Raw genomic sequence first — 16,875 nt, 5'->3', positions numbered from 1 at the left:
GTCCTTCTTCTGGTAGGTCTTGCTCACAGCGGTCCCCTTCCTTCTTCGGTGTACTTGGCGGTTCACCAGAGGACCTACCACTCGGCAGGCCTCAGGCGGGGGACCGCCACCTTCAAGTTCTACGACCGCCGGGACAACCCCCGGAATTTGACTCGCTGGCCATCCTGCGAAACGGTGGAGTAACTGAGGCGGGTCGTTTTCGGGCACCCTCCATTCGATACATGTCGACCCGCCGAGCGGGCCGTGGCGAGCAGTGGCCACGTGCCGGCCACATCTGGATATCTCGTCTGCCCGACAACCCTGAGGAGTCTGCCGTGTTGGCACTCACTGATAATGCCGTGTCCGTCATCCGCCAGCTGGCGTCGACGACGGAGACCCCAGAAACCACAGGCGTACGCATCGCGACCAGCGACGAGGAGACGCTTTCGCTGGCCCTCGCACCGGAGGCCACCGACGGCGACCAGGTCGTCGAGAACCAGGGCGCGCGCGTCTACCTGGCCGGCGACGCGGCAACGCTGCTCAACGACCGCACCCTGGACGCGGCGGTCGAGGAGGACGGCAGCGTGCAGTTCTTCGTAGCGCCGGACGCGCCGGAGACACCGCAGGAGGGCTGAGCCCGACCCCGCGGAGCGCGCCGAGGTGCGCCCGCGGCGGGGCGACGTGCGGTCCACCGTGCCACCTGCCAGGATCGTCAGGTGGCACGGTTCCCCTACCTCGAGCACGACGGCCTGCTGGCGTTCGCGCACCGCGGCGGTGCGTTCGAGGGGCTGGAGAACTCGATGGCGGCGTTCGAGCACGCCGTCTCGCTCGGCTACCGGTACCTGGAGACCGACGCACACCTGACCGCAGACGGTGTGCTCGTCGCGTTCCACGACGCCACCCTCGACCGGGTCACGGACCACACCGGCGCGGTCGCGACCCTGCCGTGGCGGTCGCTCGCGCAGGCCCGCATTGGCGGCAGTGAGCCGATCCCCCGGCTGGAGGAGCTGCTCACGGCGTGGCCGGACGTGCGGGTCAACATCGACGTCAAGGCCGACAACGCCGTGCAGCCGCTGGTCGACCTGGTGCGGCGGCTGGACTGCTACGACCGCATCTGCGTGGCGTCGTTCTCCGACGCCCGGCTGCGGCGCATCCGCCGCGCACTCGGCCCGCGGCTGTGCACATCCACCGGGCGAGCCGAGACGGCGCGACTGCGCCTCGCCTGCTCCGGCCGTGTGCTCGCCGGCACGGCACCGCGCAACGTCGGGTGTGCGCAGGTGCCCGCCCAGTTCGGTGCGCTCACCGTCGTCACCCCCGCGTTCGTCGAGCTGCTGCACGCCATGGGCGCGCAGGTCCACGTCTGGACGGTCAACACGCGCACGGAGATGGAGCGCCTGATCGACCTCGGCGTCGACGGCATCATCACCGACGAGACCGAGACGCTACGCGCGGTCCTCGCCGAGCGCGGGCTGTGGGCGCCCCGGGCGGACACGACGTGAAAGCGGCCGAGGAGTACGCCGCGACGGTCCCCGCGAAGCAGCGCCGTCGTCAGCAACGCGGCTGGTACTTCTACGACTGGGCGAACTCGGTCTTCCCGACGACCGTACTCACGGTGTTCCTCGGCCCGTACCTGACCAGTGTCACGCGGACCGCGGCCGGTGCGGACGGCCTGGTGCACCCGCTCGGCATCCCGGTCACCGCGGGCTCGTTCTTCCCCTACGTCGTCTCGGCGGCGACGGTGATCCAGGTGCTCGTGCTGCCGATCACCGGCACGATCGCCGACCGGTCCGCACACAAGCGGGAGCTGCTCGCGGCGCTCGCCTACGCCGGCGCGCTGTGCACCGCGCTGATGTTCTTCCTCGCCGGCGACCGCTACCTGCTCGGCGGCATCCTGTTCCTGCTCGGCAACACCGCGCTCGGCGCATCCGTCGTCGTCTACAACTCGTTCCTCAACGACATCGCCACCGTGGACGAGCGCGACCGGGTCTCGTCGCGCGGCTGGGCGTTCGGCTATCTCGGCGGTGCCCTGCTGCTCGGCCTGAACCTCGCGCTGTTCCTCGGCCACGACCGGCTCGGCATCGGCGAGGGCGACGCCGTACGTATCTGCCTGCTCTCCGCGGGCATCTGGTGGGCCGCGTTCACCGTGATCCCGCTCCGGACGCTGCGCAACCGGCGGCCGGTGCACGTCGAACGGGGCCGACCACTCAGCGCCGGCTTCCGGCAGCTCGGCCGCACCATCGCGAGCCTGCGCCACCAACCGCGCACGCTGCTGTTCCTCGCCGCGTTCCTGCTCTACAACGACGGCATCCAGACGGTGATCTCGCTGGCGAGCGTCTACGGCTCGGAGGAGCTGGAGCTCGGGCAGAGCGTGCTGATCTCCACCATCCTGCTGGTGCAGTTCATGGCGTTCGTCGGCGCGCTGTTGCTCGGCAAGCTCGCGCAGCTGTTCGGCACCAAGCGAGTGGTGCTCGCCAGCCTGGTGCTGTGGACGGCTGTCGTGGTCGTCGCGTACTTCCTCGAGACCGGCGCGGCCACCCAGTTCTACCTGCTCGGCGCGGCGATCGCCATCGTCCTCGGCGGCAGCCAGGCGCTGTCGCGGTCGTTGTTCTCGCTGCTGATCCCGCGCGGCCGGGAGGCGGAGTTCTTCGGCTTCTACGAGATCAGCGACAAGGGCACCAGCTGGATCGGCCCGCTGGTCTTCGGTCTCGCCCTGCAGGTCACCGGTTCTTACCGGTCCGCGATCGTCTCGCTCGTGGTCTTCTTCGTGGTCGGCTTCGTGCTGCTCGCCGCGACCAACCTGCCGCGCGCGGTACGTGAGGCCGGCAACCCGGTGCCGGACAAGATATAGCCTCGTCCCCATGCAACGAGACGTACTCGTCGAGCGGCTGCGCGGGCTTGGCACCACCATCTTCACGGAGATGTCCAAGCTCGCCGCGCAGACCGACTCGATCAACCTCGGCCAGGGCTTCCCCGACACCGACGGACCCGACCCGGTGCTGACCAGGGCGGCCGCCGCGATCACCGACCACGAGGCGAACCAGTACGCGCCCGGCGCCGGCTTCCCCGCGCTGCGCGCAGCGGTCGCCGAGCACCGCAACCGGTTCTACGGTCTCGACTACGACCCGGACGGCGAGATCCTGGTCACCGCGGGCGCGACCGAGGCCATCGCGGCGGCGCTGCTCGCGCTCGTCGAACCGGGCAGCGACGTGGTCGCCCTGGAGCCGTACTACGACTCGTACGTCGCGGGTATCGCGCTGGCCGGCGGCAACCGCGTGCCGGTGACCCTGCGGCCCCCCGACTTCGCGCTGGACCACGACGCGCTGCGCGCCGCGATCACCCCGCAGACGCGGGTGCTGCTGTTGAACAGCCCGCACAACCCCACCGGCGCGGTGCTGTCGCGCGCCGACCTCACGGCGATCGCCGACGTCGCGCAGGAGCACGACCTGCTGGTCGTCACCGACGAGGTCTACGAGCACCTCGTCTACGACGGCGAGCACATCCCGATCGCCTCGCTGCCCGGCATGCGCGAGCGCACCGTCTCCGTGTCGTCCGGCGGCAAGACGTTCGCCGTCACCGGCTGGAAGGTCGGCTGGGTGTGCGCGCCCGCCGACCTGGTGCGCGCGGTCGCCACCGCGAAGCAGTTCCTCACCTTCACCGCGAGCGGCCCGTTCCAGCTCGCCGTCGCCGAGGCCCTGCGCCAGCCGGACGAGTACTACGCCGAGCTCAACGACGGCATGTGGATGCGGCGCGACCTGCTGTGCGACGGGCTCGCCGACGTCGGCTTCGAGGTGTACCGCCCCGCGGGCACGTACTTCGTCACCACCGACGTGCGGCCGCTCGGCTTCGCCGACGGCCTCGACCTCTGCCGGGAGATGCCCAAACGCTGCGGCGTGGTCGCCGTACCCCACCAGGTCTTCTACGACGATCACGATGCCGGCCGGCACCTGGTACGTTGGGCGTTCGCGAAACGACCCGACGTCCTGCGGGAAGCAGTGCGCCGGCTGCAAGGACTACGAGCCGGTTCCATATAGAGGGAATCCTGTTGGCCGTTCGCTCGTTGTACACAGTGACACCGGCGGCGGGAGGAGACGCAAATGGCGGAGCGTTCCCTTCGGGGCACTCGCCTTGGGGCGATGAGCTACGAGGACGACCGCGACACCGAGCTCGCGCCACGGCAGGAGATCGCGTTCGACTGCTCGTCCGGGCACACCGTGGCCGTGACGTTCGCGGCCGAGGCGGAGATCCCTTCGACCTGGGAGTGCCGCACCTGCGGCGCGGTGGCGTACCGGCGCGACGGCGAGCGGGACGAGCCGAAGCGAGCCAAGCCACAACGCACCCACTGGGACATGCTGCTCGAGCGGCGGTCCATCGAGGAGCTGGAAGAGCTGCTCGAGGAGCGCCTGCAAGTGCTGCGGCGCGACCGCGGCGGCAAGCAGAGCGCGTAGGACGGCCTAGCCGCCGTCCTCGCCGGTCTCGTCGCGGGACACCACCTTGCCCTGCACCACGGGGCCAGGCTCCTGCGAGTACTGCCCGTCCGTCGACGGGCCGAACCCACCCATACCCGGCGGCACGGCGCGTTCCAGGTCGGCCAGCCGCCGCCCGAGCACCCCGAGGAACACCCGGGTGGCCAGCGGCCTGGTCACCGGCAGCGCGAGCAGCGCGCCGAGCACGTCCGTGACGAACCCCGGCAGCACCATCAGCAACCCGCCGGCAAGCACGACGCCGCCGTCCGCGAGCTTCCTGTCCAGCGCCTCGCCGCTCTGCATCGCGTCGCGCAGCGCCGCGAGGGTGCGCACACCCGCGCGCTTCATCAGCCAGCCGCCGAGCACGCTGGTGGCGATCAGCAGCAGCAGCGTCCACCAGCCGATCAGCTGGGCGACCTGTACGAGCACGGCGACCTCGAGCACGACGACACCCGCCGCACCCAACGCCAAGAGCAACCGCCGCATCCGTCCAGCCTACGCCGGACGGCCGGTCATCTGCGGCCGCCGCCGAACGGGTGCCGCAGGCCCCACAGCGTGACCCTGGTCAGCGCCTCGGCGACGACGTGGCCGCTCATCTTGCTCGTCCCCTCGGCACGTTCCACGAACTCGATCGGGACCTCCACGACCCGCGACCCGGCGCGCAGCGCCCGCAGCACGAGGTCGATCTGGAAGCAGTAGCCCTGCGAGGCGACCTCCGCGATGCCGATCTTGTCCAGCACCACGGACCGGTAGGCGCGGTACCCGGCGGTCGCGTCCCGCACGGGGATGCCCAACGCGAGCCGCGCGTAGACGTTCGCGCCGCGCGACAGCAGCTCCCGGCGCAGCGGCCAGTTCCGCACCACGCCGCCCGGCACCCAGCGCGAGCCGATCACGACGTCCGCGTCGTCGAGCGCCGTCAGCAGCCGACGCAGCTGCTCGGGCTGGTGCGAGCCGTCCGCGTCCATCGCCACGAGCACGTCGTACCCGCGTTCGAGGCCCCACTCGAACCCCGCGACGTACGCGCGCCCGAGGCCGTCCTTGCTGTTTCGGTGCAACACGTGCACCTGTCGGTCGTCGCCGGCGAGCCGGTCCGCGATCTCGCCGGTGCCGTCCGGGCTGGCGTCGTCGACGACCAGCACGTCCGCCTCCGGCGCCGAGGTGCGCAGCCGCTGCACGACACCCGACAGCGTCGCCCGCTCGTTGTAGGTCGGTGTGACGACCAGCACCCGATCGTGCCCGGTCCGATCCCCCGAGGTCACGTGCCCTGCACCCTCCTCCTGCGTAGGTAGACAGCTGCGCCGACCGCACCGAGGCCGACGAGGACGAACAACCGCTCCGGCCACGGCCCCAGCCGCTGCGCGAGCGTCTGCTCGGTCACCACCGGCAGCCGCTCCACGAGCACGGCGCGGGTGAACTGACCGGTCTTCGCGCGCACCTCGCCGTCCGGCTCGATGACACCGCTGATCCCACTGGTGGCGGCGACGGCCACCGGCCGGCCGTACTCCACCGCCCGCAGGCGCGACACGGCGAACTGCTGCTCGAGCTGCAGCGTGCCGCCATACGTCGCGTTGTTGGTCTGGACGGTCAGCAGCCCGGCGCCTGCCATCGACTTCTGCACCGCGTCGTCGAACGCGACGTCGAAGCACATCACGTCGCCGACCTGGTAGCCGCCGATGGACACCGGCTTGGGGCTCGTGCCCGGCCGCATGTCCCTGGGGATCTGGTCCAGCCGGCCGACCAGCTTCGTCATGATCGGCCGGAACGGCACGTACTCGCCGAACGGCACCAGGTGCTGCTTCACGTACCGATCGCCCGGCCCCTCCTCGGGGTCCCAGACGATGCCGGTGTTCTCCAGGTCCTTGCCGTCGTCGGTCTCCACCAGGGTGCCGACGAGTACCGGCGCGCCGACGTCGGCGACGGCGTCCTCGATGATCTTCCTCGCGCCTGGGTCAGCGAACGGGTTGACGTCGCTGGCGTTCTCCGGCCAGACGACGAAGTCCGGCCGCGGCACCTTGCCGGCGTCGATGTCGTCGGCGAGCTCGTGCGTGGCGGCCGCGTGGTTGCGCAGCACCGCCTCCCGCTGGCCGAGGAAGTTCAGGCCGACGCGCGGCACGTTGCCCTGGATCACGGCGACGGTCATGCTCTTGCCGGTCGCGGCCGGCTGCGGCACGACCAGGCCGACGAGCGTCACCGCTACCGCACCCGCGGCCGCGACCATGCCCGGCCGGACGCTGCCCGACAGGAAGTACCGCACCGACCAGACGACGAGGCCACCGGTCAGCGCCACCGCGAACGTCACGGTGACGGCGCCACCCACGGCCGCCAGCTGGGTGTACGGGGAGTCGGCCGCGGCGAACGCCAGCCGCCCCCAGCTGAACCCGCCGAGCGGGAACCTGCCACGTACGAACTCCTGCCCGACCCACAGGCAGGCCGTCCAGGCCGGCCAGTACGGCAGCCGCACGGCGACGGCGAGCAGCGCGCCCATGCCGGCGAGGTAGAGCGCCTCGATCAGACTCAGCACCGCCCAGGCGTCGTAGCCGACCACCCGGACCCAGAACAGCAGCACCGGGAAGAACGCCACCCCGTAGAGCAGGCCGAGCAGCGCACCCACCCGCGGGCGCTGGCCGTAGACGGCGAACGTCAACGCGGCGACGCCCAGCGGCGCGGTCGGCCACCAGTACGTCGGCGGGAACGCGAGGAGCGTCAACAACCCGCCTGCGACGGCCAGTGCGGCGGCGACCGGCAGCGGGAGCCTGCCGCGTGTCCCGGCGACCGGGGCCTCGGCGACCTCGTCGGTCGGTTCGGCCACTGCCTGGCTCATGACGCGTCACTTCGGTGGCGGGAACGAACGGGCATCGGTCAAACGTACCCGGATCAAAGATGCCATGGACAGCGCCCTTCGGCGCCGCTTCGGTATCCGTTCGGCGGTGCCGCCGCACCCGTCGGCCGGTGCGGGCGTGAGAAAGGCCCGCGCGAGCCCTTCGGACCGACCGCCTGCCGACCGGCTGCCGACCGACGACCGTTGTCTACTGGGTGCGCGGGCCCTTCTTGGTCGCCACCCCCCGGACGTCGAAGACCGCACTTCCAGCGCGCCGTGCACCTGGTGCTCGGCGTCGACACCCCCTCCGATTCGCATCGCGCCACTGCGCAGGCGCTCGCTGAGATCAGGGTCTTCGAGTTGAGATGTCCGCGGTGGACTGGGTGACGTTAGCTCTCCCACCCGTGCCGCTGTCAACTCCGCCATGACCTGGGAAAACACGCAAAGCAGCAGGTCAGTGAGTGATATCCGCGACCGTTCCTGGCGCAGCTTTGTCGAAGAATTGACCGTTCGCCCGGCGTGGCGGACTTGACGTCGACCTCACACGGCGGGCGAACGCCCCTCGTACGGCGTGGACAGCACGACGGTCGTGCGGGTGGTGACGTTCGCCGCGCTCCTGATCCGCGCGAGCAGCCCTTCGAGCGCGACCGGCGACTCCACCCGCACCTTGAGGATGTACGACTCCTCGCCCGCGACGCTGTGGCACGCCTCGATCTCCGGCAGCCCGGCGAGCCGTTCGGCGGTGTCGTCGGGAGCGGCCGGGTCGATCGGACGTACGGAGATGAACGCGGTCAGCGGCAGGCCGATCTGCTCCCAGTCCACCACCACCGTGTAGCCGGTGATGACGCCGCGCTCCTCCAGCCGGCGCACCCGCTGGTGCACGGCGGAAACGGACAACCCGGTGCGGCGGGCGAGCTCGGTGTAGCTCGTGCGGCCGTCCGCTGCGAGCAGCTGGACGATCTGGCGATCCACGTCTTCCACACCGCGGAGGGTAGCTCACCCGGCCGTGGGAGGATGCGTGCAACGAGCAGATCAGGTAAGGGGGTCCGATGGCCGAGCACGACGTCGCCGAGCTCCGCGAGCGGCTCGACACGCACCGCGCCGAGATCGACGAGCAGGCCAAGGCCGGCTACCTCGCCGAGCAGGCGGAGCAGCTGTTCACCGCGCTGTCGACGGCGCTGGGGCGCTGGGACGACCTCGACGACACCAAGCGCGCCACGTTGGCCGACGCCGTGCTCTACGTCGTCGACGTGGAGGACGCCGAGCACGACGCGGACAGCCCGCTCGGCCTGCAGGACGACGCCGCCATCGTCCGTAGCGCCCTGCGGCAGGTCGCGCCCGACATCCAGGTCTGACTGCCCCCGCGGGTCACGGCTCCCCAAGGACCAACAGGTCGCTGCGGGCCACGCTCGGCCGCGGGTCCACCTCGGCGGCCGCGGCCCCGCCGAAGGTCGAGCACCTTGTCCAGGTCGCAGCTGCGGTCGGGCAGCGAGATCCGGTCGGCCGGAGCGCGGGTCAGGATTCCTTGACCAAGCGGCGGGAGATCACCAGCCGCTGGATCTGGCTGGTGCCTTCCACGATCTGCAGCACCTTCGCCTCGCGCATGTAGCGCTCGACCGGGAAGTCCTGTACGTAGCCGTACCCGCCGAGCACCTGCACCGCGTCGGTGGTTACCCGCATCGCGCTGTCGGACGCCACCAGCTTCGCCATCGCCGCCTCCCGGGTGTACGACATGCCGGCGTCCTTGCGCCTGGCCGCGTGCAGGTAGAGCGCACGCGCCGCCTCGACCGCGGCGGCCATGTCGGCGAGCATGAAGCCGACGCCCTGGAAGTCGACGATCGGCTGGCCGAACTGGCGGCGTTCCTTCGCGTACGCGAGCGCGGTGTCCAGCGCCGCCTGCGCGAGACCGACGGAACAGGCGGCGATGCCCAGCCGCCCCGCGTCCAGCGCGGAGAGCGCGATGGTGAAGCCCTGCCCCTCGGCGCCGATCAACCGGTCCGCAGGCACCCGCACGTCGTCCAGCAGCACCTGCGCGGTCAGCGACGCACCCATGCCCATCTTGCGCTCAGGCGCGCCGCCGGACAGCCCGGCCGCGTCACCCGGCACGACGAGACAGGAGATGCCGTGGCTGCCGGTGTCGCTGGTACGCGCCATCAGCGAGTACCAGTCCGCCAGGCCGCTGTGCGTGATCCACGCCTTCGTGCCGTTCAGTACGTACTCGCCACCGTCGAGAGTCGCCCGCGTCCGCAGCGCGGCCGCGTCCGAGCCCGATTCCGGCTCGGACAGGCAGTAAGCGCCGAGCAGGTCACCGGCGAGCATCTCCGGCAGCCAGCGCGCACGCTGCTCGGACGAGCCGTACTCGGCGACCGGGTAGCACGCCAGCGTGTGCACGCTCACGCTGATACCGACGGTCAGCCATGACCTGGCCAGCTCCTCCAACACCTGCAGGTAGACCTCGTACGGCTGCCCGCCCCCGCCGTGCTCCTCGGGGTACGGCAGGCCGAGCAGACCGAGGCCACCCAGCGTTCGCAGCAGGTCCCGCGGGAACCGGTGAGCGGCCTCGTCGGGCTCCACACGCGGCCGGATCTCCCGGTCGGCGACCTCGTGCACCAGCTCGAGCAGGGCCGCCGCCTCCGGCGTCGGCAACAGACGTTCTACGTTCATCGCGTTACTCCGGGAGAAGTACCAGGTCCCTGCCGACCTCGTTGAGCCGCTCGCCACCGTCCTCGGTGACGACGACGATGTCCTCGATCCTGGCGCCGTGCTTGCCCGGCAGGTAGATGCCGGGCTCCACGGAGAAGACCATGCCGGGTTCGAGGGCAAGGTCGTTGCCCGCCACCAGGTACGGCAGCTCGTGCGTGTCGAGACCGATGCCGTGCCCGGTGCGGTGGATGAAGTAGTCGCCGTAACCGGCGTCGGCGATGATGTTGCGGGCGGCGGCGTCCACCGACTCCGCGGTCACCCCAGGACGTACCGCGGCACAGGCCGCCTCCTGGGCGTCGCGCAGCACCGCGTAGCACTCGCCGAACTCCGCCGGCGGGCGGCCCACCGCGTACGTCCTCGTGCAGTCGGAGCAGTACCCGGACGGCATGGTGCCGCCGATGTCCACGACGACCGCGTCGCCGTCCGCGATCACCCGGTCGGACACCTCGTGGTGCGGGCTCGCGCCGTTCGGTCCTGACCCGACGATGACGAAGTCGACCCGCTCGTGCCCCTCGGCGAGTATCGCCGCCTCGATGTCGGCGCCCACCGCCCGCTCGGTACGGCCGGCCACCAGCCACTCGCCCATGCGCGCGTGCACCCGGTCGATCGCCGCGCCCGCCTCTCGCAGGGCAGCGACCTCCTCGCCGGACTTGACGATCCGCATCGGGCCGAGCACCTCGCCGGCAAGCAGCTGCGTCACGTTCGGCATCGCCTCCTGCAGGCGCAGCACCTTCTCCGCCCACATGTGGTTGTCCACCGCGACGGTCTCGACCCGCGGGGACAGCAACGACGCCACGACGGCGTACGGGTCGTCGGTCTCGTCCCAGCCGATGATGTCCAACCCGGAGCCGCCCGCCGGCGACGCCTCCGCGGCCGGCTGCTCCAGCCGTGGCACCACCAGGCGTGGCTTGCCCTCGGCGGGCACGACCAGACAGGTGAGGCGCTCCAGCGGCACCGCGGCGTAGCCGGTGAGGTAGCGCAGGTCGGAGCTCGGCGACACGAGGAGGGCACCTATGCCGACTCGCGCCGTCGCCTCTCGCACCTGCTCGAGCCGTTGGTCAACGGGAAAGTAGGACGTCCGAGTACTCACACGTCACAATCTACAACCACCCGGTCGGCGTGACACCATGCTGCCATGACGGACTCAGCCGGCTCCCTGATGCTGCTCGACTCGGCCTCCATGTACTTCCGCGCCTTCTACGGGGTACCGGAGAAGATCACCGCGCCCGACGGCACGCCGGTCAACGCCGTCCGCGGCTTCCTCGACAACATCGCGTACCTGGTACGGACCCGCGGACCGGCGGGCCTGGTGGCGTGCATGGACGCCAGCTGGCGGCCGGAGTTCCGGGTGGCGCTGTTGCCGAGCTACAAGGCGCACCGTGCGAAGTGGAACGGCGATGAGGACGTGCCGGCCACCCTCCTCCCCCAGGTGCCGGTCATCGAGGAGTGCCTCGACGCACTCGGCATTCCACGCATCGGCGTCCACGGGTACGAGGCGGACGACGTCATCGGCACACTCGCCGCCCGCGCCACCACCTTGGTGGAGGTGGTCTCAGGCGACCGCGACCTGTTCCAGGTCGTCGACGACGACCGCCAGGTGCGGGTGCTCTACATCGGTCGCGGGGTGCTCAAGCTGCAGGTCGTCGACGACGAGTGGCTGCGGCAGAAGTACGACGTCAGCGGCGCCACGTACGCCGACTTCGCGTGCCTGCGCGGCGATCCGAGCGACGGCCTGCCCGGGGTCTCCGGCGTCGGGGAACGCACCGCCGCCGACCTGATCCGCAAGTACGGCGACCTCGCCGCCATGCTCGCCGCCGCCGACGCCGGGTCGCTGCCGAAGGGCACGGCGACCAAGCTCGCCGCCGCCCGCGACTACCTCGCGGTCGCACCGCAGGTCGTACAGGTCGCGACCGACGCCCCCGTACCCGATCACGACCCGGCACTTCCGGCCGAGCCCGCCGACCCGCAGCGGCTGGTGAAGCTCGGTGAGCGCTGGGGCCTGGACAGCCCGCTCAACCGGGTGCTGACCGCGTTGGGCCACCGGTAGCAGCGATGGGCGTGCCCGCCGCCGGCGTTCTCGACGAGGCCCCGTTCGGCCTCGCCTACCTGGACCGCGAGCTGCGCTTCGTCTGGGCGAACGCGTACGTCGCGGCACTCGTCGACCGGACGCCCGCCGACCTCACCGGGCAGCTGGTCACCGACGTCTTCGCCGGTACCGACGCGGAGGCCGAGCAGGTGGTGCGCGCGGTGCTCGCCGGCAAGGCGCGCACCGCCGACCACCTGCTGCGCTGGCCGGCCCGCTACGACCCGGCGGCCACGTACGCGTACCACCTGGTGTTCTTCGCGGCGGAACTGCCGGACGGCGCCGACGGCCTCGGCGTGCTGGTCACCGAGGCGACCGAGGAGGTCGAGGCGAGCAGCAGGCTCGCCATCGCGACCGAGCGGCTGCACCTGCTCTCCGACCTCGCCGGGCAGATGTCCGCGACGTTCGACGTGGACCGCATCGTCGAGCTCACCGCCGACCTGGTGCTGCCCGTGCTCGGCGACGCCTGCGCGGTCGACGTGCTCGAGGACGACGACCCGATGGCGCGCCGGGTTACCAGGGCCAGCTCGACGCACGCGCCGCACGGCCCGTCCGCCGCGAGCTCCCGCACGGTCACCTCGGCGGCGGAGATCGCGCCGCCGCCACCGGTGGCGCGGGTGCTCACGTCCGGCACGCTGCTCAGGTTCCCGCTCGTGCCCGCCGGTCTCGTCGACGACGCGGATAGCGACCGGCAGGGCAACGCCGTCGTGGTGCCGATGCGGGCGCGTGGGCAGGTCGTAGGGGCGATCAGCCTGGCCAGGTTCGGCAGCACCCGCGGCTACACCCCGGACGAGATCGCGTTCGCCGTCGAGGCCGCCGGCCGGATCGGCGTAGCGCTCGACAACGCGCGGCTGTTCGAGGCGCAACGCGACGTCGCGAGCACCCTCCAGCACGCGTTGCTGCCGCAGCGGTTGCCGCAGCTGCCCGGCATAGAGGTGGCCGCCAGGTACATCGCCGGCAGCGCACATACGGAGGTCGGCGGCGACTGGTACGACGTGACCCCGCTGCCCGACGGCAAGCTCGCGCTCGTCATCGGTGACGTGATGGGCCGCGGCGTCCGCGCCGCCGCGGTCATGGGCCAGCTGCGGGCGGCCGTGCGCGCGTACACCGTGTTGAACCTGTCCCCCGGCGAGCTGCTCACCCACCTCGACCAGGTGGTCGCGTCGCTCGACGACGTCCAGCTGGTCACCTGTCTCTACGGCGTGCTCGACCCGCAGACCCGTGCGTTCACGTACGCCCGCGCCGGGCACCACTCGCCGCTGTTGCGCGAGGCGGACGGCACTGTCCGCACCCTGGACAGCCCGTCCGCGCCGCCGCTCGGGTTGCTCGACATGGTCGACGGCAGCCCCGCCGAGTACGCGACCACGCTACCCCCGCGCTCCACGCTGCTCCTCTACACCGACGGGCTGGTCGAGGAACGCGCTATCGACCCCGGCATCCGCCACGTCCAGCTCGCGGAGGGGTTCACCGCCGGCACCGGCACGAGCACCGAGAGCACCGTGGAGACCGTGCTGCTGGCCATGGGCCGTACGGGCGAGCACTCCGACGACATCGCCGTGGTCGCCGTACACCTCGCCGGCGCCGAGCAGGCCGCCGTCGACGAACCGACGCACGCACACTTCACCGTCACCGACGTCCCCGAGTCGGTGTCGGCCGCGAGGACCTTCCTAACCAACGTCCTCGACGACTGGCACCTGGGCAGCCTGGTCGACACCGCGGCCCTGCTCGTCAGCGAGACCGTCACCAACGCCCTGCTGCACGCGCGCAGCACCGCCGACATCCAGGTCTGGCGCACCGCCACCGGCATCGAGGTAGAGGTCCGCGACCGCGACGACCGCCTGCCCGCCCCCCGCACCCTCGACCTCGAAGCCGAGTCCGGCCGCGGCCTCCGCCTGCTCGACGAGCTCTCCGCCGCGTGGGGCGCCGAACCCTCCGATGCCGGCAAACGCGTCTGGTTCCGCCTAGACGTCACCAACCCACCAGAAGACCGCGACTAGCACCGTCCATTCCCGACCGCCTGGTAGCTCTGGAAAAGTCCTCCAGAGACTTGCATAACGAGACTGTAGGTTGTTCAATGAAGCGCAGCCGAAGTTTCTCGTCCCGATGAGGTGGCGGCCGTGACTGCCGACGACAAGAACACCGCGTTGCGAAAAAGCCCGGTCCGCCGGCATCGCAGCCTTCGTGGGAACAACCATCGAGTGGTACGACTTCTTCATCTTCACCACGGCCACCGGGCTGATCCTGGGCAAGCTCTTCTTCCCCGAGTTCAGCTCGAGTGCCGGCGTACTGGCGTCGTTCGCAACCCTGTGGGTCGGTTACGTCGGGCGGCCGCTCGGCGGTCTGCTCTTCGGACACATCGGTGACCGCATCGGCCGCAAGCGCGCACTGGTGGCCACGTTGCTGATCATGGGCACGTGCACGACGGCGATCGGCCTGTTGCCCACGTACACCCAGATCGGCGTCGCCGCACCGCTGTTGCTCGCACTGCTGCGGGTGCTGCAGGGTGTCGCACTCGGCGGCGAATGGGGCGGTGCGGTGTTGATCGCCTCCGAGAGCGCGCCGAAGAACCGGCGCGTGTCGTTCGGCAACTTCGCCCAGCAGGGAACGCCGACGGGCGCGATGTTGTCGACACTGGTCTTCATCCCTGTCGCGGCACTGCCGGACGCCGCCTTCGCTACCTGGGGCTGGCGCGTACCGTTCCTGCTCAGCGCAGTGCTCGTCGTCATCGGGCTCGTCGTACGGCTGCGGGTCGACGACCCGCCGGAGTTCGAAGAGGTACGTCGCAAGAAGCAGCTGGCCAAGGTGCCCATTGCAGAGGTCTTCCGCGTGTCACCCGGCATCGTCTTCCTCGGGATAGGCGCGTGTGCGGTCGGCATCGGGATGAGCGGCATGAAGAACCCGTTCCTGCTCTCCTGGACGACCACCGAGCTCGGCATGGAGCGCTCGACCATGCTCAACGTGCTGCTCGTCACCACCATCGTGCAGTTCATCACCCAGCCCATCGCAGCACACCTCGCCAGGAGGTTCGGGGCTCTCAAGATCATCGTGGGCTCGTTGATCGCGACGCTCGTGGTCCTCGTGCCGACGTTCATGCTCGTCGGCTCGACGATAACCGTCGCCGTCGGCGTCGGCATGGGGCTGTTCATCATGACCCAGTCCGGCTACTACGCGATCCTCGCCGGGTTCATGTGCGGCGCCTTCCCGGTGCGGGTCAGGTACACGGGCATCTCCATGGCGTACCAGCTCGCCGGCACGGTCTTCGGCACCATCCCCGTCGTCGCACAGCTCGTGCTCACCACGAGTGGCACGGTGTGGGCGTCCGTGGGCTTCTACGCCGGCATCGTCGTGCTCTGTCTCTGGTGCGTACTTGCCGTAGCGCGCAGACACACGGACAGGGACACCCCGGCACACGGGCGTGTCCACGACACATCCGCAGTGCACGCACCGGCGAACTGAACACGGAAGTGGAGTGAGATGGCGACACGCGCAGAGCCCGCCAACGACATCGCGATCGTGGCCTTCGGCGAGACCGCAGTAGGTCTGCGGACCGGCCGGAGTTCCTACGACCTCGCCGCCGAGGTGGTCGAGGAGATCCTGACGGCTACCGGTCTCGACCTGGGCGACATCGACGGGTTGTCCGTGGGCGAGACGATGAGCGAGACGTCGAACCCGTTCTGGGCGATCTACATGTGCGAACAGCTGGGGCTCAGCCCGACCTGGCTGCAGCTCAACGGTCTCGGCGGCGCGTCGACCATCGGCGGCGTCACGCGAGCCGCCGCTGCCATCAGGGACGGCCAGTGCAACACCGTGCTCGTGCTGGCGAGCGACGCACAGTCGTCCAGCCCACCCACGGAGTACGGGGCGCACCGCCCCGAGTTCCAGTACCCGACGGGCTTGAAGGGTCCCGTCGGCTCGTTCGGTCTGCTCACCCGCAGGTACATGCATCAGTACGGGAACCCGGACCAGGCCCTGGCCAAGCTCGCCGTCACCCAACGCCGCCATGCATTGCTGAATCCGAACGGCTGCGAGAAGCTGCGCAAGCCGATCACGGAGCAGGACTACCTGGACTCGAAGATGGTCTCGGAACCGTTGCGGATGCTCGACTCCGTCATGGTGTGCGACGGCGCCAACGGACTCCTGGTGACGTCCACCGACAACGCAAGGAAACTGGACCTCGACGTCATCGCGTACCCGACGGGCTACGGCGAGCTGACCAACGTCAACGGCCGGCAGCAGCTACCCGACATCACGGAGACCGGTTTCACCGTCGCCGGGCCGAGGGCGTTGCGGCAGGCGGGGCTGACGCCCGACGACATCCGGATGCTGCACCTCTACGACGACTTCCTCATCGCGCTCCTCCTCACCATCGAGCAGGTCGGCTTCTGCCCGACCGGCGACGGTGTCAAGTTCGTCCTCGACACCGATTTCGGGTACGACGGCGAGTTGCCGCTCAACACGTCCGGCGGTCAGATCTCGGCGGGTCAGCCGGGACTCGCCGGCGGTGGACTGAACGCCGTCGAGGCGGTACGACAACTCGCCGGGCAGGCCGGCGAGCGTCAGGACACGAACACCAACGAGCCTTCCGCGACAAGGTCAAATGGCGCACCGGATCCGAAGGACGAATCAACCACATCAAACGCAGCTACGGCTGGAACCGCACCGAACTCACCGGTATCGACGGTACCCGAACCTGGTGCGGACACGGCATCTTCGCCCACAACCTGGTCAAGATCGGTGCACTGGCCGCGTGAAGAGCCACCCGGGAAGACCACGCTCGAAGAAACCCACCGAACACGAACCAGGTCACCCCAGCCCACCATTTTTCAGGT

The 16,875-nt window shown here is 70.4% G+C and carries 16 protein-coding genes; 10 read left to right on the top strand and 6 right to left on the bottom strand.

The genetic code is table 11. The features are described 5' to 3' along the window. Nucleotides 1-314: 314 nt before the first annotated feature. From GEV07_27835 to GEV07_27815, 5 genes are all read left to right on the top strand, one after another. Entirely contained in the window at nucleotides 315-614 is a 300-nt protein-coding gene (locus tag GEV07_27835; protein ID MQA06368.1) for a hypothetical protein, read from the top strand. 165 nt (nucleotides 615-779) lie between these two features. Then, nucleotides 780-1,478, top strand: a complete 699-nt coding sequence (locus GEV07_27830; GenBank protein MQA06367.1) for a glycerophosphodiester phosphodiesterase — start codon at nucleotides 780-782, stop codon at nucleotides 1,476-1,478. Continuing rightward, complete coding sequence (locus GEV07_27825) at nucleotides 1,475-2,827, top strand: MFS transporter (protein MQA06366.1); 1,353 nt, start codon at nucleotides 1,475-1,477, stop codon at nucleotides 2,825-2,827. The genes GEV07_27830 and GEV07_27825 overlap by 4 nt, the downstream gene beginning before the upstream one ends. Nucleotides 2,828-2,837: 10 nt before the next feature. Beyond that, a complete protein-coding gene (locus tag GEV07_27820; GenBank protein ID MQA06365.1) occupies nucleotides 2,838-4,010 on the top strand; it encodes a pyridoxal phosphate-dependent aminotransferase in 1,173 nt (390 codons plus the stop codon). A gap of 63 nt (nucleotides 4,011-4,073) precedes the next feature. Then, a complete protein-coding gene (locus tag GEV07_27815; protein MQA06364.1) occupies nucleotides 4,074-4,424 on the top strand; it encodes a hypothetical protein in 351 nt (116 codons plus the stop codon). A gap of 6 nt (nucleotides 4,425-4,430) precedes the next feature. Here the strand turns inward: GEV07_27815 and GEV07_27810 are convergent, their stop codons facing one another. The 4 genes from GEV07_27810 to GEV07_27795 all read right to left on the bottom strand — a co-directional run bounded on the left by GEV07_27810 (nucleotide 4,431) and on the right by GEV07_27795 (nucleotide 8,241). Next, the gene (locus GEV07_27810) at nucleotides 4,431-4,928 is read right to left on the bottom strand and encodes an FxsA family protein (GenBank protein ID MQA06363.1); all 498 of its coding nucleotides are present in this window, start codon (nucleotides 4,926-4,928) and stop codon (nucleotides 4,431-4,433) included. Nucleotides 4,929-4,954: 26 nt separating this feature from the next. Further along, nucleotides 4,955-5,668, bottom strand: a complete 714-nt coding sequence (locus tag GEV07_27805; protein MQA06362.1) for a glycosyltransferase — start codon at nucleotides 5,666-5,668, stop codon at nucleotides 4,955-4,957. Between the two features lie 29 nt (nucleotides 5,669-5,697). Next, complete coding sequence (lnt, locus tag GEV07_27800) at nucleotides 5,698-7,263, bottom strand: apolipoprotein N-acyltransferase (GenBank protein MQA06361.1); 1,566 nt, start codon at nucleotides 7,261-7,263, stop codon at nucleotides 5,698-5,700. A gap of 537 nt (nucleotides 7,264-7,800) precedes the next feature. After that, nucleotides 7,801-8,241 (bottom strand): winged helix-turn-helix transcriptional regulator, encoded by a 441-nt coding sequence (locus GEV07_27795; protein MQA06360.1) that lies wholly within the window; start codon nucleotides 8,239-8,241, stop codon nucleotides 7,801-7,803. Nucleotides 8,242-8,309: 68 nt separating this feature from the next. Here GEV07_27795 and GEV07_27790 point away from each other — a divergent pair, with 68 nt between their 5' ends. After that, on the top strand, nucleotides 8,310-8,615 hold the full coding sequence (locus GEV07_27790) for a hypothetical protein (GenBank protein ID MQA06359.1): 306 nt from the start codon (nucleotides 8,310-8,312) through the stop codon (nucleotides 8,613-8,615). 160 nt (nucleotides 8,616-8,775) lie between these two features. Here GEV07_27790 and GEV07_27785 read toward each other — a convergent pair whose 3' ends face one another. Together GEV07_27785 and GEV07_27780 are read right to left on the bottom strand one after the other, a co-directional pair. Further along, nucleotides 8,776-9,924: an acyl-CoA dehydrogenase gene (locus GEV07_27785; protein MQA06358.1), complete on the bottom strand. Its 1,149-nt coding sequence runs from the start codon at nucleotides 9,922-9,924 to the stop codon at nucleotides 8,776-8,778. Between the two features lie 4 nt (nucleotides 9,925-9,928). Next, nucleotides 9,929-11,053 (bottom strand): M24 family metallopeptidase, encoded by a 1,125-nt coding sequence (locus GEV07_27780; GenBank protein ID MQA06357.1) that lies wholly within the window; start codon nucleotides 11,051-11,053, stop codon nucleotides 9,929-9,931. 69 nt (nucleotides 11,054-11,122) lie between these two features. Here GEV07_27780 and GEV07_27775 point away from each other — a divergent pair, with 69 nt between their 5' ends. From GEV07_27775 to GEV07_27760, 4 genes are all read left to right on the top strand, one after another. Further along, nucleotides 11,123-12,010 carry a flap endonuclease gene (locus tag GEV07_27775; GenBank protein ID MQA06356.1) on the top strand — a complete coding sequence of 296 codons (888 nt, stop codon included), beginning with the start codon at nucleotides 11,123-11,125 and terminating at the stop codon, nucleotides 12,008-12,010. A 5-nt stretch (nucleotides 12,011-12,015) separates the two neighbouring features. Further along, nucleotides 12,016-14,043, top strand: a complete 2,028-nt coding sequence (locus tag GEV07_27770) for a SpoIIE family protein phosphatase (GenBank protein ID MQA06355.1) — start codon at nucleotides 12,016-12,018, stop codon at nucleotides 14,041-14,043. Between the two features lie 124 nt (nucleotides 14,044-14,167). Further along, nucleotides 14,168-15,502: an MFS transporter gene (locus GEV07_27765; protein ID MQA06354.1), complete on the top strand. Its 1,335-nt coding sequence runs from the start codon at nucleotides 14,168-14,170 to the stop codon at nucleotides 15,500-15,502. An 18-nt stretch (nucleotides 15,503-15,520) separates the two neighbouring features. Beyond that, on the top strand, nucleotides 15,521-16,875 hold a 1,355-nt coding region (locus GEV07_27760), incomplete at its 3' end, for a hypothetical protein (GenBank protein ID MQA06353.1).

The organism is Streptosporangiales bacterium (assembly GCA_009379825.1).
GTDB lineage: Bacteria > Actinomycetota > Actinomycetes > Streptosporangiales > WHST01 > WHST01.
The sequence above is the reverse complement of the archived record's forward strand: the minus strand, read 5'-3'. Positions and strand labels throughout refer to the sequence as shown.

Coding starts and splice junctions, on each gene's coding strand:
- GEV07_27830 (MQA06367.1), top strand. CDS start 780: ATGGCGGCGTTCGAGCACGCCGTCTCGCTCGGCTACCGGTACCTGGAG.
- GEV07_27820 (MQA06365.1), top strand. CDS start 2,838: ATGCAACGAGACGTACTCGTCGAGCGGCTGCGCGGGCTTGGCACCACC.
- GEV07_27815 (MQA06364.1), top strand. CDS start 4,074: ATGGCGGAGCGTTCCCTTCGGGGCACTCGCCTTGGGGCGATGAGCTAC.
- GEV07_27810 (MQA06363.1), bottom strand. CDS start 4,928: ATGCGGCGGTTGCTCTTGGCGTTGGGTGCGGCGGGTGTCGTCGTGCTC.
- lnt (MQA06361.1), bottom strand. CDS start 7,263: ATGAGCCAGGCAGTGGCCGAACCGACCGACGAGGTCGCCGAGGCCCCG.
- GEV07_27790 (MQA06359.1), top strand. CDS start 8,310: ATGGCCGAGCACGACGTCGCCGAGCTCCGCGAGCGGCTCGACACGCAC.
- GEV07_27785 (MQA06358.1), bottom strand. CDS start 9,924: ATGAACGTAGAACGTCTGTTGCCGACGCCGGAGGCGGCGGCCCTGCTC.
- GEV07_27775 (MQA06356.1), top strand. CDS start 11,123: ATGCTGCTCGACTCGGCCTCCATGTACTTCCGCGCCTTCTACGGGGTA.
- GEV07_27770 (MQA06355.1), top strand. CDS start 12,016: ATGGGCGTGCCCGCCGCCGGCGTTCTCGACGAGGCCCCGTTCGGCCTC.